This is a genomic window from Streptomyces sp. NBC_01197 (assembly GCF_036010505.1).
In the GTDB taxonomy this organism is placed as follows: domain Bacteria; phylum Actinomycetota; class Actinomycetes; order Streptomycetales; family Streptomycetaceae; genus Streptomyces.
Genome location: NZ_CP108569.1, coordinates 5329802 through 5351172, shown reverse-complemented (window position 1 = coordinate 5351172; position 21371 = coordinate 5329802). Strand labels below are relative to the sequence as shown.

At 69.8% G+C, this 21371-nt stretch carries 19 protein-coding genes; 12 read left to right on the top strand and 7 right to left on the bottom strand.

Annotated elements, in window-relative coordinates; genetic code table 11:
• Window positions 1-102: 102 nt before the first annotated feature.
• The 4 genes from OG452_RS24470 to OG452_RS24455 all read right to left on the bottom strand — a co-directional run bounded on the left by OG452_RS24470 (window position 103) and on the right by OG452_RS24455 (window position 6192).
• Entirely contained in the window at window positions 103-1335 is a 1233-nt protein-coding gene (locus OG452_RS24470) for an RNA polymerase sigma factor (protein WP_327297717.1), read from the bottom strand.
• A gap of 142 nt (window positions 1336-1477) precedes the next feature.
• Window positions 1478-3379: a DNA primase gene (gene dnaG, locus OG452_RS24465; protein ID WP_327297716.1), complete on the bottom strand. Its 1902-nt coding sequence runs from the start codon at window positions 3377-3379 to the stop codon at window positions 1478-1480.
• Between the two features lie 70 nt (window positions 3380-3449).
• On the bottom strand, window positions 3450-4712 hold the full coding sequence (locus OG452_RS24460) for an NAD(P)/FAD-dependent oxidoreductase (protein WP_327297715.1): 1263 nt from the start codon (window positions 4710-4712) through the stop codon (window positions 3450-3452).
• A 175-nt stretch (window positions 4713-4887) separates the two neighbouring features.
• Window positions 4888-6192: a deoxyguanosinetriphosphate triphosphohydrolase gene (locus OG452_RS24455; RefSeq protein ID WP_327297714.1), complete on the bottom strand. Its 1305-nt coding sequence runs from the start codon at window positions 6190-6192 to the stop codon at window positions 4888-4890.
• Between the two features lie 162 nt (window positions 6193-6354).
• Between OG452_RS24455 and OG452_RS24450 the strand changes: the two genes are divergently transcribed.
• The 5 genes from OG452_RS24450 (at window position 6355) to OG452_RS24430 (ending at window position 10527) form a co-directional block, all read left to right on the top strand.
• On the top strand, window positions 6355-6942 hold the full coding sequence (locus tag OG452_RS24450) for a dihydrofolate reductase family protein (RefSeq protein WP_327297713.1): 588 nt from the start codon (window positions 6355-6357) through the stop codon (window positions 6940-6942).
• Window positions 6943-7082: 140 nt separating this feature from the next.
• Window positions 7083-7826: a SanA/YdcF family protein gene (locus tag OG452_RS24445; protein ID WP_442810085.1), complete on the top strand. Its 744-nt coding sequence runs from the start codon at window positions 7083-7085 to the stop codon at window positions 7824-7826.
• 159 nt (window positions 7827-7985) lie between these two features.
• Complete coding sequence (locus OG452_RS24440) at window positions 7986-8570, top strand: TetR/AcrR family transcriptional regulator (protein WP_327297712.1); 585 nt, start codon at window positions 7986-7988, stop codon at window positions 8568-8570.
• 187 nt (window positions 8571-8757) lie between these two features.
• On the top strand, window positions 8758-9522 hold the full coding sequence (locus OG452_RS24435; protein ID WP_327297711.1) for an SDR family NAD(P)-dependent oxidoreductase: 765 nt from the start codon (window positions 8758-8760) through the stop codon (window positions 9520-9522).
• Between the two features lie 42 nt (window positions 9523-9564).
• Complete coding sequence (locus tag OG452_RS24430; RefSeq protein WP_327299764.1) at window positions 9565-10527, top strand: oxidoreductase; 963 nt, start codon at window positions 9565-9567, stop codon at window positions 10525-10527.
• 109 nt (window positions 10528-10636) lie between these two features.
• On the opposite strand, the gene OG452_RS24425 is transcribed toward OG452_RS24430, so the two are convergent.
• Window positions 10637-11041 (bottom strand): VOC family protein, encoded by a 405-nt coding sequence (locus OG452_RS24425; RefSeq protein ID WP_327297710.1) that lies wholly within the window; start codon window positions 11039-11041, stop codon window positions 10637-10639.
• Window positions 11042-11340: 299 nt separating this feature from the next.
• Here OG452_RS24425 and OG452_RS24420 point away from each other — a divergent pair, with 299 nt between their 5' ends.
• From OG452_RS24420 to OG452_RS24410, 3 genes are read left to right on the top strand one after another with little or no spacing between them, the layout of a single operon-like run.
• Complete coding sequence (locus tag OG452_RS24420; protein ID WP_327297709.1) at window positions 11341-12609, top strand: ABC transporter substrate-binding protein; 1269 nt, start codon at window positions 11341-11343, stop codon at window positions 12607-12609.
• Window positions 12578-13510, top strand: coding sequence for a carbohydrate ABC transporter permease (locus tag OG452_RS24415; protein ID WP_327297708.1), 933 nt, complete (start codon window positions 12578-12580; stop codon window positions 13508-13510). The genes OG452_RS24420 and OG452_RS24415 overlap by 32 nt, the downstream gene beginning before the upstream one ends.
• Window positions 13511-13512: 2 nt before the next feature.
• The gene (locus OG452_RS24410; protein ID WP_327297707.1) at window positions 13513-14394 is read left to right on the top strand and encodes a carbohydrate ABC transporter permease; all 882 of its coding nucleotides are present in this window, start codon (window positions 13513-13515) and stop codon (window positions 14392-14394) included.
• 237 nt (window positions 14395-14631) lie between these two features.
• On the opposite strand, the gene OG452_RS24405 is transcribed toward OG452_RS24410, so the two are convergent.
• Window positions 14632-14958, bottom strand: a complete 327-nt coding sequence (locus tag OG452_RS24405) for a hypothetical protein (protein WP_327299894.1) — start codon at window positions 14956-14958, stop codon at window positions 14632-14634.
• Between OG452_RS24405 and OG452_RS24400 the strand changes: the two genes are divergently transcribed.
• The 4 genes from OG452_RS24400 (at window position 14864) to OG452_RS24385 (ending at window position 18181) form a co-directional block, all read left to right on the top strand.
• Complete coding sequence (locus OG452_RS24400; protein ID WP_327297706.1) at window positions 14864-15625, top strand: DinB family protein; 762 nt, start codon at window positions 14864-14866, stop codon at window positions 15623-15625. The two genes, OG452_RS24405 and OG452_RS24400, sit on opposite strands and share 95 nt — an antisense overlap.
• Before the next feature lie 196 nt (window positions 15626-15821).
• Window positions 15822-16991: an IS630 family transposase gene (locus tag OG452_RS24395; RefSeq protein ID WP_327297705.1), complete on the top strand. Its 1170-nt coding sequence runs from the start codon at window positions 15822-15824 to the stop codon at window positions 16989-16991.
• A gap of 53 nt (window positions 16992-17044) precedes the next feature.
• A complete protein-coding gene (locus OG452_RS24390) occupies window positions 17045-17962 on the top strand; it encodes an alpha/beta fold hydrolase (protein ID WP_327297704.1) in 918 nt (305 codons plus the stop codon).
• A 78-nt stretch (window positions 17963-18040) separates the two neighbouring features.
• Window positions 18041-18181, top strand: a complete 141-nt coding sequence (locus OG452_RS24385) for a hypothetical protein (RefSeq protein WP_327297703.1) — start codon at window positions 18041-18043, stop codon at window positions 18179-18181.
• Window positions 18182-18317: 136 nt separating this feature from the next.
• On the opposite strand, the gene ppdK is transcribed toward OG452_RS24385, so the two are convergent.
• Window positions 18318-21062, bottom strand: coding sequence for a pyruvate, phosphate dikinase (gene ppdK, locus OG452_RS24380; RefSeq protein WP_327297702.1), 2745 nt, complete (start codon window positions 21060-21062; stop codon window positions 18318-18320).
• Window positions 21063-21371 lie beyond the last annotated feature (309 nt).

Genomic DNA, 21371 nt, shown 5'->3' with positions numbered 1-21371 from the left:
GCGGGTCTGGATCTGTCGGTCCGTATCAGTCGGTCCGTATCAGCCGGCCCGGGTCAGCCGGTCCGGATCAGCGGCTCGCAGGGTCCCGCTGCGGGGTTGCGCTCAGTCCAGGTAGCCCCGCAGCTGGTCCGCGAAGGCGTGGTCCCGCAGTTTGTTCAGGGTCTTGGACTCGATCTGGCGGATCCGCTCCCGCGTCACCCCGAAGATCCGTCCGATCTCCTCCAGCGTGCGGGGTCTGCCGTCCGCCAGGCCGTAGCGGAGCTGGACGACCTTGCGCTCGCGTTCGCCCAGTGTGGAGAGCACCGCCTCCAGGTGCTGCCGCAGCAGCAGGAACGCCGCCGACTCCACCGGGGACGCCGCGTCGCCGTCCTCTATCAGGTCGCCCAGCGCCACCTCGTCCTCCTCCCCCACCGGGGCGTGCAGGGACACCGGTTCCTGGGCGAGACGCAGCACCTCCCCCACGCGTTCCGGGGTGAGTTCGAGCTGGGCCGCGACCTCCTCGGGGGTCGGTTCATACCCGCGTTCCTGGAGCATCCGGCGCTGGACCCGGACCACGCGGTTGATCAGCTCGACCACGTGCACCGGGACCCGTATCGTCCTGGCCTGGTCGGCCAGCGCCCGGGACATCGCCTGTCGGATCCACCAGGTCGCGTACGTGGAGAACTTGTAGCCCCGGGCGTAGTCGAACTTCTCCACCGCCCGGATCAGGCCGAGGTTTCCCTCCTGGACCAGGTCGAGCATGGTCAGCCCGCGGCCCACGTACCGCTTGGCGACGGAGACCACGAGGCGGAGGTTGGCCTCGATCAGCCGTCGTTTGGCCATCCGCCCGAGCACCACCAGGCGGTCCAGGTCCACGACGAGGCGGGAGTCGAGACCGGCCGAACTCCCCAGCCGTTCCTCGGCGAAGAGGCCCGCTTCGACACAGCGGGCGAGGTCCACCTCGTCGGCCGCCGTGAGCAGCGGGATACGGCCGATCTCCCGTAAGTACTGGCGGAAGAGGTCGGACGAGGGGCCGCCGGTGTCCGCGGTGCCGGTGCGCACGGGTGCGGGCGTTCCGTCCGGGTCCTCGACCACGACCTCGGGGACGGCTTCGGGGACGGCCTCCCGTGCGGGCCGGGCCTGACCGGGGACGGTTTCGGGGTGGCCTGCGGCCGGGCCCTGCTGAGGGACTGCCGGGGCCACATCGGTCTGGGTCGGGGTCCGGGTCTGCACGGGGGCGGCCTCCAGGATGACTGCCGGGTCGGGGCGTGCGGCAGCGGGACAGCGGCGGCCGAGCCCGCCTTCCGTCCCCCATGTGCCGGTCGGTCTCAGGCGCCGCTGCCCAGTGTGGGGCACGACACAGCGCGGCCACGAGAGGTGTGCGGTGACTTTCTGAGTCCGGTTCGTGACCCGCCGGTTACGGGAACGCCACCGGGCGGCCGGGAGCCGGCTGCCCCGACCGGTGACCGGGGGGCGGCTCAGCCCCTTCTTGTCCGGCTCAGAGCGCTTCGGCGCCGCGGTTGCGCAGGGACTGGCCGTACTGCTGGAGGGTCCACAACTCGTTCTGGACCGCCGCGTACTGCTCGGCGTCGCCCTGGGTGGAGGCCCGGGCCAGCGTGCCCTGGACGTCCGTGATCCGCCGGTCGACCGCGCGCAGCCGGACATGCACCAGCTGCTCGCCCGCGTACAGCTCGTCGACCGTACGGCGCATGATCGCCTCCACGGCCAGCTCGGTGACCACGGCCCGGACGGTGTCGTCCGGCGCCGCCGCGCGGACCCGGGTGAGGTACTCGAAGGAGTCGGTGATGCCCTGCTCGGCGCCGCCCGCCTCCATGATCGCCTCGCGTACGGCGGCGTACGGCGGGGCGGTGAACTCGTCGGCCCCGTAGGCGTCGAAGGCCGGGGAGACCAGTTCCGGGCGCTGCAGTGCCAGCTTCAGCAGCTCGCGCTCGGTGCGGTGCGCGGGGCTGCGGAGGTGGAGCGCGGGGCCGCTCGACGGGGGGCGCGCCGCCTCCACCTGCTGTGAGGGGCGGCCGCCTCGCGTGGGCGCCGGTGCGTTGCCCCGGCCGCGGGCCCACTGGGCGAGCTGGCTGATGCGCTTGACCACGAACTGGGTGTCGAGGATGCCGAGCATCCCGGCCAGCTGTACGGCGACCTCGTGCTGCGAGGCGCTGTTCTTGATCCGGGCCACCACGGGCGCCGCCTCGTCGAGCGCCGTCGCCCGGCCCGCCGGGGTCTCCAGGTCGTAGCGCGAGATGATCTGGCGGAGTGCGAACTCGAAGAGCGGGGTGCGGGGTTCGGCCAGGCCGCGCACCGACTCGTCGCCCTGCGCGAGCCTCAGGTCGCAGGGGTCCATCCCGTCCGGGGCGATGGCGATATAGGTCTCGGCGGCGAACTTCTGGTCGTCCTCGAAGGCGCGCAGGGCCGCCTTCTGTCCGGCCGCGTCCCCGTCGAACGTGAAGATCACGCGGGCGCTGCCGTTGTCCATGAGCAGCCGGCGGAGGATCTTGATGTGGTCGGTGCCGAAGGCCGTTCCGCAGGTGGCGACGGCGGTGGTCACCCCGGCCAGGTGGCAGGCCATGACGTCGGTGTACCCCTCGACGACGACGGCCCTGCTGGACTTGGCGATCTCCTTCTTGGCCAGGTCGATCCCGTAGAGGACCTGGGACTTCTTGTAGATCGACGTCTCGGGGGTGTTGAGGTACTTCGGCCCGTTGTCGTCGTCGCGCAGCTTGCGCGCACCGAAGCCGACGACCTCGCCGCTGATGTCGCGGATCGGCCACATCAGCCGGCCGCGGAAGCGGTCGATGGGCTTGCCGCCGCGCGACTCCTGGGACAGTCCGGAGGTGATGAGCTCCTTGTCGGAGAAGCCCTTGCCGCGCAGATAGCGGGTCAGGTGGTCCCAGCCGGCCGGGCTGTAGCCGACGCTGAAATGGGTGGCGGCGGCCTGGTCGAAACCGCGCTCGGCGAGGAACTTCCGGCCGATCTCGGCCTCGGCGCTGTCGAGCTGCTCGACGTAGAACTGCGCGGCCGCCTTGTGCGCCTCGACCAGCCGGATGCGCTCGCCGCGCTGGCTGTTGGGGGTGTAGCCGCCCTCCTCGTACCGGAGGGTGATGCCGGCCGTGCCCGCGAGCCGCTCGACCGCCTCGGAGAACGAGAGGTGGTCGATCTTCATGATGAAGGCGAGGGTGTCCCCGCCCTCCTGGCAGCCGAAGCAGTGGAAGAGGCCCTTGGCCGGACTGACCTGGAAGGAGGGGGACTTCTCGTCGTGGAAGGGGCAGAGCCCCTTCAGGTTCCCGCCGCCCGCGTTCCGCAGCTGGAGGTACTCGGAAACGACGGCGTCGATCGGGACCGCGTCCCGGACCGCCTTCACGTCGTCATCGTTGATCCTGCCTGCCACGGGTGAAGTCTACGGTCCGGCTCGGACACTCCGTACGGGCCTGCCCGGCCGGGCGGGCCCGTACGTCCTCTCAGGCGCCCAGCGTGGCCAGGTCCACCGACGGGTCCGCGAGCGCCTCCGGGTCCAGCGTCGCGCCGGAGCGGATCAGTCGCTGGAGCTGTTCGGTGACGTCCCACACATTGACGTTCATACCGGCCAGCAGCCGCCCTTCCTTCATCCAGAAGGCGATGAACCGCCGCTTCCCCGCGTCGCCCCGGATGAGCACCTGGTCGTACGAGCCGGGTGGCGCCCATCCCGAGTACTCCAGGCCCAGGTCGTACTGGTCGGAGAAGAAGTACGGGATCCTGTCGTACGCCACGCCCTGGCCGAGCATCGCACGGGCCGCCGCCGGGCCGCCGTTGAGCGCGTTCGCCCAGTGCTCGACGCGCAGCCGGGCGCCGAGCAGCGGGTGCTGCGCGGCCGCGACGTCGCCCGCCGCGTAGATGTCCGGGTCGGAGGTGCGCAGCGAGGAGTCGACGGCGATGCCGCCGCCGTCCGCCCGGTCCACCAGCTCAAGGCCCGCGGCCTCGGCCAGCGAGACGCGGGGGGCCGCGCCGATCGCGGCGAGCACGTCGTGGGCCGGGTGCTCCTCGCCGTCGTCGGTCCGGACGGCCAGGACCATGCCGTCCTGGCCGGTGATCCCGGTGAGGCGTGCGCCGAAGTGGAAGCGGACACCGTGCTCGGCGTGCAGGTCGGTGAAGATCTGGCCGAGCTCAGGACCGATGACCGAGTGCAGCGGGGTCTGGTGCGGTTCGACGATGGTGACCTCGGCCCCGTAGCCGCGCGCGGCCGCTGCGACCTCCAGGCCGATCCAGCCCGCTCCCGCGATCACCAGATGGCCGTTGTCCCGGCCGAGCGAGGTCAGGACGTTCCGCAGCCGGTCGGCGTGGGCGAGCCGGCGCAGATGGTGCACGCCCGCGAGACCCGTGCCGGGGATGTCCAGGCGGCGCGGCTCGGCGCCGGTCGCCAGCAGCAGCTTGTCGTAGTGGATGGCCGTGTCGTCACCGAGGCGTACGACCTTGACGGCACGGTCGATGGAGACAACGGTCTGGCCCAGGTGGAGCTCGATGTCGGCCTGTGCGTACCAGGCGGTCTCGTGGACGTAGACGCTGTCACGCTCGTCCTTGCCCGACAGGAAACCCTTGGACAGGGGCGGGCGTTCGTAGGGGTGGTCGCGTTCGTCACCGATGAGGATCACACGGCCCGCGAACCCTTCGGTGCGGAGGGTTTCGGCGGCCTTCGCCCCCGCGAGCCCGCCGCCGATGATGACGAACGTCAGATGTGCGTCGACCACTTGTTGCCTCCTTGGAGTGCTGGCGCCACTTGCGAGCGTCCCGCACGGAGTGTGATGGGGGAAGAGGTGTGAGGTGTTGAGGCTCACGCACGGTCAGGAATGGCCGGTCATGATGGCATGGCGGCGGAGAGCAGTACCACGGGCGGTCCGGCGGAGATCCGTACGGCGGTCATCCTCAGTGACTGACGGTCAGCCGCGCGTGCAGAGAGCGGGCCGCGGTGTCCGTGAGTGAGGCGATCTGGTCGACGATCACACGTTTGCGTTCGCGTTCGCCGGGTGCCGCTTCGAACAGTGCGCGGAACTGCGGGTCGAGCCCTTCGGGCGCCCGGGCCGTGAGCGCCCCGGCCAGTTCGGCGAGCACTTCGCGCTGGTTGATACGGAGCCGCTCCTGCTCCTCGCGCTGCATCACATATCGGTCCGCGACGGCCTTGAGGACAGCGCACTCCAGGCGCGCCCGGCGTGGAACGACCAGTTCCGCCGCGTATCTGGTGAGCGGCCCCGCGCCGTACGACTCCCGGGTCGCGCTCTCGGCGGCCAGGCAGAACCGGCCGATGAGCTGGCTGGTGGCGTCCTTCAGCCGGGCCTGCGCGACGGCGGTGCCGTCGTAGCCGTGCGGCCACCATTCCTGGGCGAGCAGGCCGTCGAGTGCGTCGGTGAGCTCGGCCATCTCGGTGTCGCCGGGCACGTAACGGCCGACGGCCACCGCCATGATGGCGTCCCGCTCGGGCCCGGAGGTCAGACAGCCGGGGTCGATGTGCCCGGCGTGCAGCCCGTCCTCGACGTCGTGCACGGAGTACGCCACGTCGTCGGACCAGTCCATGACCTGGGCCTCGAAGCACTTGCGGCCGGCCGGGGCGCCGAGCCTGGCCCAGTCGAAGACGGGCAGGTCGTCCTCGTACACCCCGAATTTCACCGAGCCGGGCTCGGTGGGGTGTCCGCCGCGCGGCCATGGGTACTTGGTGGCCGCGTCGAGGGCGGCCCGGGTGAGGTTCAGACCGACGCTGACCGGCTCGCCGGAGGTGTCCGACGGCACGAACCTCTTGGGTTCGATACGGGTGAGCAGGCGCAGCGACTGGGCGTTGCCCTCGAACCCGCCGCAGTCCCGGGCGAAGTCGTTGAGCGCCAGTTCGCCGTTGTGGCCGAACGGCGGGTGGCCCAGGTCGTGGGCGAGACAGGCGGCCTCGACGAGATCGGGGTCGCAGCCGAGTGCGGCGCCGAGTTCACGGCCGACCTGGGCGCATTCCAGGGAGTGCGTGAGGCGGGTGCGCGGGCTGGAGTCCCAGGTCTGGAGCGGTGGCTCCCCCGCCGTCTGCGGGAGGGAGCCCGGCGTGACCACCTGGGTCTTGCCCGCGAGCCGGCGCAGCGCACCCGAGTGCAGCACGCGCGCGCGATCGCGCTGGAAAGCGGTACGGCCGGGCCTCTTGTCCGGCTCGGTGTCCCAGCGTTCGCAGTCGGTCGGGGTGTACGCGGTGCCTTCCATGCCCCGACAGTACTGAGTCCCGGGCCCCGGACGCGGCCGGGCCCGCCATGCGGCGGTTCAGGAGGCGGCGCGCCGGGAGCACCGGGTGCGGCCTCCGGGTAGCCGGACCGTCCGTACCGGAGGAACGTGGAACGGGACGGCCGAGCAGAGCGGAGAGAACCGATGGCCAAGGTGAGCGCCAACATGTCCATGTCGCTGGACGGGTTCGTCTCCCACCCCTCCGACGGGATCGATCAGCTGTTCCGCTGGTACGGAAACGGGGACGTCGCGGTCAGGACCGCGGACCCGGACATGACGTTCAAGGTCTCGGAGGCCAGCGCCCAGCGGCTGAACCGCGGTCTTTCGGAGGTCGGTGTGCTCGTCTACGGGCGGCGTACGTTCGACGACGCGGGCGGCTGGATCGGCGGGCATCCCATGGGCAAGCCGGTGATCGTCGTCAGCCACAGCATCCCGGACGGCTGGCCCCGTGCGGACACCCCGCTGACCTTCGTCACCGACGGCGTCGAGAGCGCCATCGCGCAGGCCAAGGCGACAGCCGGCGGGAAGAAAGTCGTCATCGGCAGCGCCGACCTCACCCAGCAGTGCATCAACGCCGGGCTGCTGGACGAGCTGGATGTCGACCTGGTGCCGCTGCTGCTCGGTTCGGGCGTGCGCTTCCTCGACAACCTGCGAGAGGCGCCGCGTGCGCTGGAGGGGCCCACGGTGATCGAGGGGAACGGCGTGACTCATCTGACGTACACCCTCAGGTGACGCCGGTCGGTGGCCGGAGCGAACCGGAAGCCCGGTCGGCCGGCTGAACGGACCGGAGGACCGGTCGGCCTGCTGAGCGAACCGGACGTGCCCCTTCGCGCGTCCGGGATTCCGACACGTCCGGCGTCGGAAGGCCAGCCATGCGCAGACCCGTACCGCCCCGCATACGACTGCCCCGCATACGACGACTGCGGCCGAACCTGTCGCATCTGCGGGTGCCCGGGCTGCGGCTGCCGAGGACCAGGCGCGGCCGACGCCGTGCCGTGCAGGCCGTCATGCTCGGCTGTGTGCTGGCGCTCGCCCCTGCCACCTGGATGTTCACCGTCGCGGGCGACCGGGTGCGGACGACGGCCGACGTGCCCCCGGCCGATGTCGCCGTGGTCTTCGGCGCGGGTCTGTGGCAGGGCCGGCCGTCGCCGTACCTCGCGCACCGGCTCGACGCCGCCGCCGGTCTGTACCGGGCGGGGACGGTGAAGGTGGTGCTGGTCACCGGTGACAACAGCCGTACCGACTACGACGAGCCGGACGCGATGCGGGCCTATCTCGTACGGCACGGGGTCCCGGGCGGGAAAGTCGTCAGCGACTTCGCGGGCTTCGACACCTGGGACTCGTGCGTGCGCGCCAGGAAGGTGTTCGGGGTGCACCGGGCGGTCCTGGTCAGCCAGGGATTCCACATCCGCAGGGCCATCGCGCTCTGCCGGTCGGCCGGCATCGAGTCGTACGGCGTCGGCGTGTCCGACCCGCACGACGTGACCTGGTACTACGGCAGCACCCGAGAGATCCTCGCGGCGGGGAAGGCAGCCCTGGACGCCACGTTCAAGCCCGACCCGCACTTCCTCGGCCCCCGCGAGAAGGGCGTCACGCGAGCGCTGGGCGGCCACTGACGGTCGGCCGTCGCCCATACCCGCCGGGACGGCCGGTCGAAAACGCCCGCGCCGAGACCCGGCGCCCGACCGTACGGGCGCCTGAGCGGTGTCGTAGCGGACGGTTGCGTAGCCTTCGGATACTTGACCGATCGTTTCGTAAAAGCCTAGAGTTCGACCGTGCCCAGAACCAAGGAGTTCGACCCGGAAGCCGCACTGCAGGCAGCGCTGGAGCTGTTCTGGCAGCGGGGTTACGAGGCGACCTCGATGGCGGACCTCGTCGAACACACCGGCATCGGCCGGGCCAGCATCTACGCCACGTTCGGCAACAAACACGATCTGTACCTCAAGGCCCTGGAGCGGTACGAGGAGCTGCGCGACCCACAGCTCCTCACCGAGCTGTCCCAGCCCGGCCCCGCACTGCCCGCCGTCCGGGCAGTGGTGCGCAGGTTCGCGGCCGAGGCCGGATCGGAAGCGGAGCGGCTGCGAGGGTGTTTCGTCACCAATACGGCCGCCGAACTGAGCCCGCACGACGCCGTGTTCGCCCGACGGGTCGAGCGCAGCTGGGAGCACGTGGAGACCTTGATGCACTCCGCGCTGACCAGAGCGCAGGCCCAGGACGAGCTCCCGGCGGACCGGGACCCCCGCGCGCTCGCCAGAATGCTGCTGGTCCTGATGCAGGGGCTGCGGGTGACCGGGAAGGGCTCCAGCGAACCGGGCCGGGTACGCGACGCGGCCGAACAGGCGCTCACCGTGCTGGACTGACTCCCACCTGACACCACCCCGCTCCCACCCGCATCACCCCGCCCACAGCGCGTCCCTATTCGAGCCGCGTTCCATACGCACACCCTCCCTCGCCTGGATCCATACCAGAACGCCCGATCCAATCACGCAGCTCGATACCAGCAGCTCGATCCCATAGACAGCACACACCAGCACGGGAGCCCCTCAGATGAATGCGCGCTTCACCGGCAGAACCGTCCTCGTCACCGGCGCGGGCTCCGGGCTCGGCAGGGCCATCGCGCTGGCCTTCGCCGCCGAAGGCGCCTCGGTGGTCGTATCCGGCCGCACCGCCGCCGCGCTCGACGCGACGGCCGCGCTGATCACGAAGGACGGCGGAACCGCGCTCGCGGTCACCGCCGATGTGTCGCGCTCGGACGAGGTGCGCACGCTCGTCCGCCGTACCGTCGAGCACTTCGGCGGCCTCGATGTGGCCGTCAACAACGCCGGGGTGTTCCGGGGCGGCGCCCCCGTAGCCGACCTCACCGAGGACGACTGGCACACCCTGCTCGACACGAACGTCACGGGCGTACTGCTCTGCCTCCAGGCCGAAGTGGCGCAGATGAAGGGCCAGCCGACCGGCGGGGCCATCGTCAACATCGCGTCCAATCTCGGCGCGCACCGCCGCGCTCCGGGCGCCGCCGGGTACATCGCGGCCAAGGCGGCCGTCTCCGCGCTCACCCGCGCGGCCGCTCTCGACCACATCGGCGACGGTGTCCGGATCAACGCCGTCAGCCCCGGCGCGGCCGACACCGCCATGTCGCTGCGGCCGGGCGAGAGCGGGACGGAGCGCGCGGCCCGGATGAAGGGACAGTCGCCGCTCGGCCGGGTGGCGTCCACCTCGGAGGTCGCGGCGGCCGTGCTCTATCTGGCCTCGCAGGACGCCGCGTCCGTGGTGGGGGCCGACCTGGTGATCGACGGAGGCGCGGCTGCCTGACCGCGATGCCGGTCGTACGCTGGAACCATGACCGCTGCAACCATGACCAAGGGCTGGAACGCGGGCGACATCCCCGACCAGAGCGGGCGCACGGCGGTGGTCACCGGAGCCAACAGCGGTATCGGCCTCGTGACCGCACGTGAGCTGGCCCGGCGGGGCGCACGGGTGATCCTCGCGTGCCGCAGCGAGACGCGCGGCAAGGAGGCGGAAGCCCTGATACGGGACGAAATTCCGGGTGCGGAGGCCGAGTTCGTACGCCTGGATCTCGCGGACCTGTCGTCCGTGAGGGCGTTCGCTTCCGCCGTCCGCGCCGAGCGCCTCGACCTGCTCATCAACAACGCGGGCGTCATGGCCCTGCCGTACGGCACGACCGCCGACGGGTTCGAGACACAGTTCGGGGTGAACCACCTCGGGCACTTCGCCCTCACCGGGCTGCTCATCCCGAAGCTGCTGGACACACCGGAGGCGCGCGTGGTGAGCGTCTCCAGCGGGCTCCACGTCATCGGCAATATCGACATCCACGACCTCAACAGCGAGCGTGACTACCGCCGTTGGGTCGCCTACGGACGCTCCAAGACGGCGAATCTGCTCTTCGTCCACGAGCTGACGCGGCGCCTCGCCGCCGTCGGGTCCGGCCTCGTCGCGGCCGCCGCGCACCCCGGTTATGCGGAGACCAACCTCCAGACCGCCGGGGCGAGGATGGAGGGCCGTAAGCGCGCCGAGCGGTGGCTGGAGCTCGGCAACCGCGTGTTCGCCCAGCCGGCCGAGGTCGGTGCGCTGCCCACGCTCTACGCGGCCACCGATCCCTGCGTCCTGCCCGATTCGTTCACCGGGCCGAAATTCCTGGGCTGGCGCGGAGCCCCCGGGCCGTCCCGGCGGATGAAGTGGACGACGAACGACGTGGCGAGCGAGCGGCTCTGGACGGCGTCCGAGCAGCTCACCGGGGTGACGTACCAGGGCCTGGACACCCTGGGCACCAAGGGGCGCGGCACGGGCCCGGCCTGACCCGCCCCGCCGCCGGGCGGCCGGGGGCGGCCCTCCCGTGGATCGCGCCGGCGGCCGGGGGCAGGCCCTGACTGAACCCGCCGGCCTTAATCGGCCAGCCCTTGCTCCGTCAGCTCTGGACCGCCGCGGGGTCCATCCACATGACCTCCCAGATGTGGCCGTCCGGGTCCTGGAAGGAGCGCCCGTACATCGGCCCCTGATCCTGGGGCTCGTTCGCGGGCGAGCCGCCGGAGGCCAGCGCGGTGTCGGTCAGCCGGTCGACGTCCGCTCTGCTCTCGGCGCTGAGACAGACCAGCACCTCGGTGGTCCTGGTCGCGTCGGCGATCTCCTTCTTGGTGAACTGCTTGAAGAACGGTTCCGTGATCAGCATCGCGAAGATCGTGTCGCTGATCACGACACAGGCCGCGTTCTCATCGGTGAACTGCGGGTTGATCGTGTAACCCAGCGCCGTGAAGAAGGCCTTGGAGACCTCAAGGTCCTTGACCGGCAGATTGACGAAGATCATCTGAGGCATTGCGGGCTCTTCTCTCATCTCAGCCTGGTGGCCCGCCCAGCGGCGCGCCCTTCGGAGATGTAGACGCCGGGCCACCCGGAAACTCATCGGTCGTACGGAAACCCGTACGGGCCACCGGCCGACATGTCCGCGCAGCACCCCTGTCGCAATCCCGCACCATGGTTGATCGTTAGGGCGTACAGCAAAAGCGCGTACAGCACACCCTCGTACAGCAACCCGCGTACAACAGACCAGACACTCCAGACACCAGAGATCCAGACGCTGAGGACCGACACCGGCCGGAGCCAGGGGGACGCACCATGACCATCAGCCGCAGGCGACTTCTCGCCACCAGTGGCAGCCTCGCACTGACGGGGGCACTCGCCGCCGCGTGCGGGTCCAACACGGGCCGGGACGACGGAAGTTCGGGCGGCAACGGGCCCACGCTCCAGCAGTGGTACCACCAGTACGGCGAGGCCGGGACCGAGCAGGCCGTGCGGCGGTACGCGGCCGCCTACCGCAAGGCGACCGTCAAGATCCAGTGGCGGCCGGGCAATTACGACCAGCAGACCGCCGCCGCGCTGCTGTCCTCGTCGGGCCCCGACGTCTTCGAGGTGAACGGCCCGACCCTGGACCAGATCCAGGGCGGCCAGGTCACCGATCTGACCGATCTCTTCGACGGGGTGAAGAACGACTTCAACCAGGCGGTTCTCGCGCCGAAGACCCACGACGGGAAGATCTGGGGCATCCCGCAGACCATCGACACCCAGCTCCTCTACTACCGCAAGAGCCTGCTCAAGGACGCGAACGTCCAGCCGCCGCAGACGCTCGACGAACTCGTGGACGCGGCAAAGACGTTGACCGACAAGAAGGTCAAGGGCCTGTTCCTCGGCAACGACGGCGGCGCGGGCGTTCTCGGCGGCACTCCGCTCTACGCGGCCGGGCTCAGCCTCGTCACCGAGGACGGGAAGACGGGCTTCGACGATCCGGCTGCGGCCCGCACGCTGGCCAAGTTCCACCGGCTGTACGCCGACAAGTCGCTGCTGCTCGGCGCACCGGCGGACTGGTCCGACCCGTCCGCGTTCGTGCAGGGGCTCACCGCCATGCAGTGGTGCGGCCTGTGGGCACTTCCCGCGGTCAAGAAGGCGCTGGGTGACGACTTCGGCGTGCTCCCCTTCCCCAAGGACGGCGCGGCCGGAAAGCCCTCCGTCCCGGTCGGGGCGTACAGCTCGGCGGTCAGCGCACACAGCAAACACCGCGCAGAGGCCAAGGAGTTCGCCCAGTGGCTGTGGATCGAACGGACCTCGTACCAGGAGGATTTCGCCCTCTCGTACGGATTCCACATCCCGGCCCGGATCTCCCTCGCGAAGAAGGCGGCGAAGCTGCGGGAGGGGGCGGCGGCGGACGCGGTCCGGTACGCCACCGACAGCGGCTGGGCCCAGCCGCTGCTGTGGACACCCGCCTGCCAGGTCGCGTACCAGGACGCCCTCAACCGGATCATCAAGGACGGCGCCAACCCGGAGACCGAGGTCAAGGCGGTCGTCCGCAAGACCAACGGTGAGCTCCAGCGGGTACAGAAGAAGTCGTGAGGGACCAGTGAGACACCGCACGCTCTGGTTCTGGATCTTCGTCGGACCCTTCGCCGCCGGCCTCGGGCTCTTCACGTACGTACCGCTGCTGTGGAGCCTCTACCTGAGTTTCTTCGACGCCCACAACACGGTCTCACCGACGCACTTCATCGGCCTCGGCAACTACACGTCGATGCTGAGCGACGGCGCGTTCACCTCCAGTCTGTGGACGTTCGCGGTCTTCTCACTGTTCATCGTCCCGGCGACGTACGTGCTCTCGCTCGCCCTGGCGCTGATGGTGAACCGGCTGCGGTTCGCGCAGTCCTTCTTCCGGTCGGTCTTCTTCCTCCCGGCGGCCTGCTCCTATGTGGTCGCCTCGATGATCTGGAAGCTCTCCATCTTCAACGGGGTCCGGTTCGGGCTGGCGAACACCGTGCTCGGCTGGTTCGGCGCGGACCAGACCGCGTGGCTCTCGACGACCCACCCGCCCTGGTACTGGCTGGTGATCGTGACCCTGCGGCTCTGGCTCCAGGCGGGGTTCTACATGGTGCTGTTCCTCGCCGGGCTCCAGCGGATCGCGCCGCAGCTGTACGAGGCGGCCGCCGTCGACGGTGCGCGCCCCGGCTGGCAGGTCTTCCGGCACATCACGTTCCCGCAGCTGCGGGCGACCTCGGTCGCCGTGGTGCTGCTGCTCGTGATCAACGCGTTCCAGGCGTTCGACGAGTTCTACAACCTGCTGAGCGACTCCCGGGGCTATCCGCCGTACGCGCGGCCGCCGCTCGTGTACCTCTACTACACGGCGCTCGGGCAGGGGCAGAACCTCGGTCTGGGCAGTGCGGGGGCGGTCATTCTCGCCCTGATCATCGCGGTGGTGACGATCGTCCAGGCCCGCTGGTTCGGGCTCGGCAGGACGGAGGACTGACAATGCCCCGCAGCACCGACATGCCCCGCCGCGCCAGTACGCCCCGTCGGGACGACGCCCTGGTACGGGCAGGGCGGGCCCTGCGCACGGTCCTGCTGATCGCGCTGGCGGCGCTCTTCCTCATCCCGTTCTATCTGCTGCTGCGGAACGGGCTGTCCACCGAGCAGGACATCACCTCACCGGCGTGGACGTTCTTCCCCGCCCACCTGCAGTGGTCGAACGTCCGCGAGCTGTTCGACGACCCGGCGGTCCCGATGGCCCGCTCCCTGCTGAACTCGGCCCTGATCGCGGTGGCCACCACACTCGGCACGGTCCTGCTGGCGTCACTGGCGGGGTACGGCCTGGCCCGTATCCCGTACCGCCACGCGAACAAGGTGTTCTACGCGATCCTCGGCACCCTGATGGTCCCGGCGGCGGTGACGTTCGTACCGAGCTTCGTGCTGGTCTCCACGCTCGGCTGGATCTCCACACTGCGCGGCCTGATCATCCCGACGCTGTTCTCGGCGTTCGCCTGCTTCATCTTCCGCCAGTACTTCCTGGGCTTCCCGCAGGAACTGGAGGACGCGGCGAAGGTCGACGGCCTCGGTTACTGGCGCACGTACTGGCGCATCGTGGTCCCGAACTCCGCCCCCCTCTTCGCGGCGGTCGGCACGATCGTCTTCATCGGCGCGTGGAACGCCTTCCTGTGGCCGCTGGTGATCGGCCAGGACAAGAACGCGTGGACGGTGCAGGTCGCCCTTTCGACCTTCACGACGGGCCAAGTGGTCAACATCCACGAGCTGTTCATCGCGGCGGCGGTGTCGATCGTGCCGCTGCTGCTGGTGTTCCTGCTGCTGCAACGGCACATCGTGGCGGGGGTGGAGCGGTCGGGAATCGACGACTGAGGGGCGGTCCTGCCCCCCCTGCCGGGGGGGGGCAGCACCACCCACGGTTCAGGTTCAGGTACACCCGTACTCACCCGGCAGCCCCATCGTTCAACGGCCGGGGTCCGACAAGACTGAAGGCGTTCACCAGAACCCGCCGAAGCCGGTAACGAGCCGGTCGGCGCACGGTACTTAGTGGTCGGCTCCGGAAGTCCTTCGGGGGTTGACTCCGGAGTCGCTGGTGTGTCTGTCGCTTGGTCAGAGTTCGGGTCCGGCGAGGTGGAGCTGGCAGGCGCAGTCGAGGGCGTCTTCGGGGGTGCCGGCGAAGGTACCGGTGGGTAGCAGGGAGTCCTCGTAGCGGTCGCTGCTGGCGTAGTAGAGGGCGAAGCCCCATCGGCTCGCGGTGCCGCTGTAGCGCAGGCGCATCAGTTTGACCCGTTCGCCGTCGGCCAGTTCGCCTTCCACGTAGGCGAACTGCCCGCGGTGGCGGATGTGCAGGTCCGTCAGTTGCGGCCAGGCGGTGCGGGCGTGTTCGGTCAGCCGCTGGGCGAGTGACAGTTGGGTGTACTCCGGCGTCGTGGGCATGGCGGCCATCCTGCCGAATCGTGCCGGTGTCCTGTCTCGCCGATCCGTGACCGCTGAGGTTGGCCGCTGGACGGTAGCGCGAAAGCCCCTGGTCCGGGTGCCGGCCCTCTCGATAGGCTCACCAGCCATGACTCACACGGATGAACGAGACCGCCCGGAACCTCCCCTCGCGGGCGACGAGACCGCCGCTCTTCTGGGCTCCTTGGAGCGCCAGCGCGCGACCTTGGCGTGGAAGTGCGGCGGGCTGGATGCGGCTGGCATGAGGGCAACGGTCGGCGTCTCGTCGGTGACCCTGGGCGGCCTGCTCAAGCACATGGCCAACGTCGAGGACACCCATTTCGCCCGGCTGCTGCTCGGGCGGGGGCCGGGAGCCCCGTGGGACACGGTGGACTGGGACGCCGAACCCGACTGGGAGTGGCGCTCGGCCGCCAAGGACACCCCCGAGCAGCTGATGGCGTTCTGGCAAGAGGCCGTGGCCCGCTCCCGCTCCGTGGTCGAGGAGGCGCTGACCCACGGCGGCCCGGAGCAGTTGGGCCGATACACCACCTCCAGCGGCCAGTCACCCAATCTGCGACGCATCCTGATCGACCTGATTGAGGAGTACGCGCGGCACATCGGCCACGCCGACCTCATCAGGGAGTCGGTAGACGGCCTCGTCGGGGAGTGACCCGCCGGGCTGACGATGGCCTTCCAACCTCGCGACAGGCGGGGCACCCACAGCGTCAGGTTGAAGGCGCCACCGAGTGGCTCCGGCTTCTGGGGGGGGGTGAGAGCAGTCAGTCTTCGCTGCGGCAGGAGTGCCGGCACCGGGTGCGGCAGGCTGCGACCGTCCTGATCCGCTTCTCCCGATCGGCCCGCCTGCCATGCCCGTTGCCCTGGCCCGCCCGATAGCCCTGACCGCCGCCGTCCGCGAGCGGGTGAAGAAGATGGCCTACGGCCACAAGACCGAGTACCGGCTGCGGGTCCGCGCGCAGGTCGTCCTGCACGCGGCGCGGGGGCGCTCCAACGCGCGGATCGCCCGCGAGACGGGCCTGCACCTGGACACGGCTCGTGCCTGGCGCGGCCGGTTCGCCGCCGGCGGGCTGCCGGCCCTGGCCGACCGCAAGCGCTCCGGGCGCCCGGCGCGTTTCACGCCCGTGCAGGTCGCCGAGGCCAAGGCGCTGGCCTGCCAGTTACCCGCCGAGACCGGCGTGCCGCTGTCGCGCTGGTCCTGCCCGGAGCTGGCCGCCGAGCTGACCGCGCGCGGGATCACCGACAGCGTCTCCGCGTCCACGGTGCGCCGATGGCTGCGCGAGGACGCGCTCAAGCCCTGGCAGTACCGGTCCTGGATTTTCATCCGCGCCCCCAACTTCCGCGCCAAGGCCCAGCGTGTCCTGGACCTGTACGCCCGCACGTTCGAGGGTGTCCCGCTGGGCGAGGACGAGTACGTCGTCTCCAGCGACGAGAAGACCTCCGTCCAGGCCCGCTGCCGCTGTCATCCGACCCTGGCCCCGGGCCGGGCCCGGGCGATGCGCGTCAACCACGAGTACGGCCGTGGCGGCGCGCTGGCCTACCTGGCCGCCTACGACGTCCACCAGGCGAAGGTCTTCGGCCGCTGCGAGCCCAAGACCGGCATCATGCCGTTCATGGCCCTGGTCGAGCAGGTCATGACCACCGAGCCCTATGCCAGCGCGAAACGCGTCTTCTGGGTCGTCGACAACGGCTCCTCCCACCGCGGCCAACGGGCTATCGACCGCCTGGCCAGCAGGTTTCCGAACGCCGTCATGGTCCACACCCCCGTCCACGCCTCCTGGACGAACCAGATAGAGATCTTCTTCTCCATCGTCCAGCGCAAGGTCGTCCAACCCAACGACTTCACGGACCTCACCCAGGTCCGGGACCGGCTCCGAGCATTCGAAGACCGCTACAACGCCATGGCACAGCCGTTCCGGTGGAGGTTCACCACCTCCGACCTGGACGATCTGCTGGCCCGGCTCGACCGACACACACCAGCCGACCGACAAGAAGAATCCTCCGTCGCCCTGGCAGCCTGATCAACCCCCGAAGGACTTCCGGAGCCGACCACTTAGCCTTCAGGAGCCAGCTCATGAGTGCACGCACGACGCCGCGTCGCCGTACGGCAGTGTTCGCGACAGCGGCCCTGGCCGCGGTCGTGACGGGGGCCCTCGTGGCCTGCGGGAACTCCACCGCTTCCGCCGCGGACGCACCGGCCCGGTCGAGCCGGCCGTCGGCCACCACTACCGCGGGTTCTTCACTCCACATGATTTCGAACAACGGTCACAAACTGGCCTTCCAAGTCACGCCCGGCCACCTTCCGGCCATCGTCCTGGACGCAGGCGGGGGCCTGGACTCGTCGCAGTGGCAGAAGATCGCTCCTGCCCTGGCCAAGAAGACCGGATCCGAGGTCATCACTTATGACCGCTCCGGAATCGGGCAGAGTGACGAGGTCGTCGGCGCCTGGAACCCGCAGAACGCCGCTTCCGACCTGGAGGCCGGCCTCACCAAGCTGGGCGCCACCCATGACGTGGTTCTCGTCTCGCACTCCCAGGCGGGCGAGGTCGCCACGTACTTCGCGAAGAAGCACCCGAAATGGGTCTCGGGCGCCGTCCTCGTCGACGCCAGCCTGCCGAATTTCTACACGGACGGCGAAACCGCGAGGATCGAGGCCGCGAACCGGGCACAGGTGGCGCAACTCGACGGCCAGGTCTCGACGAAGGAAATCCGCCAGCTGCTGGCCACGGCGGACAACTACGGCCCGATGCACCACGCTTACCACCAGACCTCCTGGCCGCAGAGTGTCCCCGCGACGGTGATCGCGTCAGCGAAGACGCCCTTCGACACCCCCGCGGACGCACAGCTGTGGCGGGACGCCCAGACCCGGTTCGCGAAGGCCGCCTCCAACCGGAACCTTGTCGTCGCGAAGGGAAGCTCTCACGACGTTCCGGCTGACCGTCCGGACGTCGTCATCAAGGCGGTCGCAGCCATGGCGAAGGCGCACGGCTGACATCGCTCCGTCCCGTCGGCCGATCAGACCTTTCCACCGTGCGGTGTCCCGTCCTCCCTAGGGAGTTCCGGGCGCGGCGTGTCCGCCGACGAGTTCCGCTACCTGGCCGCCCGGCTGACCGAATCGCTCCGCGATGTTCTCCGAGTCGCGGAGAGCCGGGGCCGGAGGCTCCGCGCCTACGGAGAGGAGGCCGCTGAGGCCGACTGCGACGACCTCTGAGACGCACCCGCCCCGCCCCCGCACGCCAGGAGGGACGGCATCCCCGCACGGGTGCCGCCCCTCCGTCCGGTGCACCGGAGCCGCCGACGGGGTCGGTGAGGGTCGGGGTGAACCCGACGGCGGCTCCGGGGGTCTGTCAGCGGCTGTCGCTGCCGTCCGACTGGGCCGCTGCCCGGCCGGCTTCGAGCCTGGCCACCGGGATGCGGAACGGGGAGCACGAGACGTAGTCCAGGCCCACCTGGTGGAAGAAGTGCACCGACTCCGGGTCGCCGCCGTGTTCGCCGCAGACGCCCAGTTTGAGGTCGGGGCGGGTCGCGCGGCCCGCTTCGCAGGCGCTGCGGACCAGGGAGCCGACCCCGTCCCGGTCGATCGTCTCGAACGGGGAGACGCCGAAGATGCCCTTCTCCAGGTACGCGGTGAAGAACGAGGCCTCCACGTCGTCGCGGGAGAAGCCCCAGACCGTCTGGGTGAGGTCGTTCGTGCCGAACGAGAAGAACTGCGCGGCCTCGGCGATCTGGCCCGCCGTCAGCGCGGCACGCGGCAGTTCGATCATGGTGCCGATGGTCAGTATCAGCTCCGTGCCCGTGGCGGCCTCCACCTCCGCGATGACGCGGTCGGCCTCCTCGCGGACGATCTCCAGCTCCTGGACCGTGCCCACCAGCGGAATCATGATCTCCGCGCGCGGGTCGCCCTTGGCGGCCTTGCGGGCTGCCGCCGCCTCGGCGATGGCCCGTACCTGCATGGCGAACAGGCCCGGGATGACCAGTCCGAGACGCACCCCGCGCAGACCCAGCATCGGGTTCTGCTCGTGGAGCTTGTGCACGGCCTGCAGAAGGCGCAGGTCGTTCTCGTTGGCGTCCTTGCGGGACTCGGCGAGGGCGACACGCACCGAGAGTTCGGTGATGTCCGGGAGGAACTCGTGCAGCGGCGGATCCAGCAGCCGGACCGTGACGGGGAGCCCGTCCATCGCCTCGAACAGCTCGATGAAGTCCTTCTTCTGGAGCGGCAGCAGCGCACCGAGCGCCTTCTCGCGCTCGTCGTCCGTGTCGGCCAGGATCAGCCGCTCGACCAGCTCGCGGCGCTCGCCGAGGAACATGTGCTCGGTACGGCAGAGCCCGATGCCCTGGGCGCCGAACCGCCGGGCCCGCAGGGCGTCCTCGGCGTTGTCCGCGTTGGCCCGCACCCGCAGCCGGCGGCGCCGGTCCGCGTACGCCATGATCCGGTGGACGGCCTCGACCAGCTCGTCCGCGTCGTCGGCGCCCGCGTGCATCCGGCCCTCGAAGTACTCGACGACCGGGGACGGTACGACCGGCACCTCGCCCGCGTACACCTTGCCGGACGAGCCGTCGATCGAGACGATGTCGCCCTCCTCGACGACCACACCGTTCGGCGCGGTCAGCCGGCGGCGCTTGGTGTCGACCTCGATCTCCTCGGCGCCGCAGACACAGGTCTTGCCCATGCCGCGTGCCACCACGGCCGCGTGTGAGGTCTTGCCGCCGCGCGAGGTGAGGATGCCCTCGGCGGCGATCATGCCGTCGAGGTCGTCCGGGTTGGTCTCGCGGCGGATCAGGATGACCTTCTCGCCCGAGCGCGACCACTTGATCGCGGTGTACGAGTCGAAGACCGCCTTGCCGACCGCAGCGCCCGGTGATGCCGCGATGCCCCGCCCGATCCTGTCGACCTTCGCGGTGTCGTCGAAGCGCGGGAACATCAGCTGCGCGAGCTGTGCCCCGTTCACCCGCTGGAGCGCCTCGGCCTCGTCGATCAGTCCCTGGTCGACGAGCTGGGTGGCGATCCGGAACGCGGCGCCGGCGGTGCGCTTGCCGACGCGGGTCTGGAGCATCCACAACTGGCCGCGCTCAATGGTGAATTCGATGTCGCAGAGATCCTTGTAGTGGGTCTCCAGGGTCTCCATGATCTGCATGAGCTGGTCGTAGGACTTCTTGTCGATCTTTTCCAGATCGGCGAGTGCCACGGTATTGCGGATGCCCGCGACGACGTCCTCACCCTGCGCGTTCTGCAGGTAGTCCCCGTAGACGCCCTGGTGCCCACTGGCCGGGTCGCGGGTGAAGGCGACGCCCGTACCGGAGTCGGGACCGAGGTTGCCGAAGACCATCGAGCAGATGTTGACCGCGGTGCCGAGGTCGCCGGGGATGCGCTCCTGGCGCCGGTAGAGCTTGGCCCGGTCGGTGTTCCACGACTCGAAGACGGCCCTTATGGCGAGGTCCATCTGCTCGCGCGGGTCCTGCGGGAAATCCCGCCCCGCGGCCTGCTTGACGATCTTCTTGAAGCGGGAGACCAGCTTCTTCAGGTCGGCCGCTTCGAGATCCGTGTCGACGCTGACCTTCTTGGCCTTCTTCGCGGCCTCCAGGGCCTCCTCGAAGAGTTCGCCGTCGACGTCGAGGACGGTCTTGCCGAACATCTGGATGAGGCGGCGGTAGGAGTCCCAGGCGAAGCGCTCGTCGCCGGACTGCTTTGTGAGACCGACCACGGACTTGTCCGAGAGGCCGATGTTCAGAACGGTGTCCATCATGCCCGGCATGGAGAACTTGGCGCCCGAACGGACCGAGACGAGCAGCGGGTTGTCGGCCTGGCCGAGCTCCTTGCCCATCTTCTTCTCCAGGGCGGCGAGGTGCGCACTGACCTCGTCGCGGAGTTCGACGGGCTCGTCGCCGCTGCCGAGGTACGTCTTGCACGCCTCGGTGGTGATGGTGAAGCCCGGAGGGACGGGCAGACCGAGGTTGGTCATCTCGGCGAGGTTGGCACCCTTCCCGCCGAGCAGGTCCTTGAGGTTGCGGTTGCCTTCGGTGAAGTCATAAACGAACTTCTGCGGCGCTTGCGCCTGAGTTACGTAGGGTTCTGCGTTCTTCGATTCCGGCACGGGACTCGACTCCTCGCGGACTGGCTGCCCTGACGGCGAGGAACATACCCAGATCGAAGGCTCCTGGGTACGTCCACCTGGTCGTCGTACGGCCGTAACCACTCGTCTGCCAGCAGATCGAAAGTGATCCAGAGAGCGGCGCTCATTACCCCGATTGTTCATCTCTTGAAGGCATCGCAGCTGTACGTAGCTGAGCGGTTGCAGTTTCGGCCACGCTTGGCGATATCGGGTTCACAGCAGGAACGGGTGGCGACTGGCACCGAGTGCCAGCCTTTGAGAAGTACAGCCCATGTTTAATCGCTCATCTGA

What these genes read in the sequence shown, in the direction of transcription:
- OG452_RS24455 (WP_327297714.1), bottom strand. Translation starts at nt 6,192, where the DNA reads ATGGAAGGCACCGCGTACACCCCGACCGACTGCGAACGCTGGGACACC.
- OG452_RS24450 (WP_327297713.1), top strand. Translation starts at nt 6,355, where the DNA reads ATGGCCAAGGTGAGCGCCAACATGTCCATGTCGCTGGACGGGTTCGTC.
- OG452_RS24445 (WP_442810085.1), top strand. Translation starts at nt 7,083, where the DNA reads ATGCGCAGACCCGTACCGCCCCGCATACGACTGCCCCGCATACGACGA.
- OG452_RS24435 (WP_327297711.1), top strand. Translation starts at nt 8,758, where the DNA reads ATGAATGCGCGCTTCACCGGCAGAACCGTCCTCGTCACCGGCGCGGGC.
- OG452_RS24430 (WP_327299764.1), top strand. Translation starts at nt 9,565, where the DNA reads ATGACCAAGGGCTGGAACGCGGGCGACATCCCCGACCAGAGCGGGCGC.
- OG452_RS24425 (WP_327297710.1), bottom strand. Translation starts at nt 11,041, where the DNA reads ATGCCTCAGATGATCTTCGTCAATCTGCCGGTCAAGGACCTTGAGGTC.
- OG452_RS24420 (WP_327297709.1), top strand. Translation starts at nt 11,341, where the DNA reads ATGACCATCAGCCGCAGGCGACTTCTCGCCACCAGTGGCAGCCTCGCA.
- OG452_RS24410 (WP_327297707.1), top strand. Translation starts at nt 13,513, where the DNA reads ATGCCCCGCAGCACCGACATGCCCCGCCGCGCCAGTACGCCCCGTCGG.
- OG452_RS24400 (WP_327297706.1), top strand. Translation starts at nt 14,864, where the DNA reads ATGTGCAGGTCCGTCAGTTGCGGCCAGGCGGTGCGGGCGTGTTCGGTC.
- OG452_RS24405 (WP_327299894.1), bottom strand. Translation starts at nt 14,958, where the DNA reads ATGCCCACGACGCCGGAGTACACCCAACTGTCACTCGCCCAGCGGCTG.
- OG452_RS24395 (WP_327297705.1), top strand. Translation starts at nt 15,822, where the DNA reads ATGCCCGTTGCCCTGGCCCGCCCGATAGCCCTGACCGCCGCCGTCCGC.
- OG452_RS24390 (WP_327297704.1), top strand. Translation starts at nt 17,045, where the DNA reads ATGAGTGCACGCACGACGCCGCGTCGCCGTACGGCAGTGTTCGCGACA.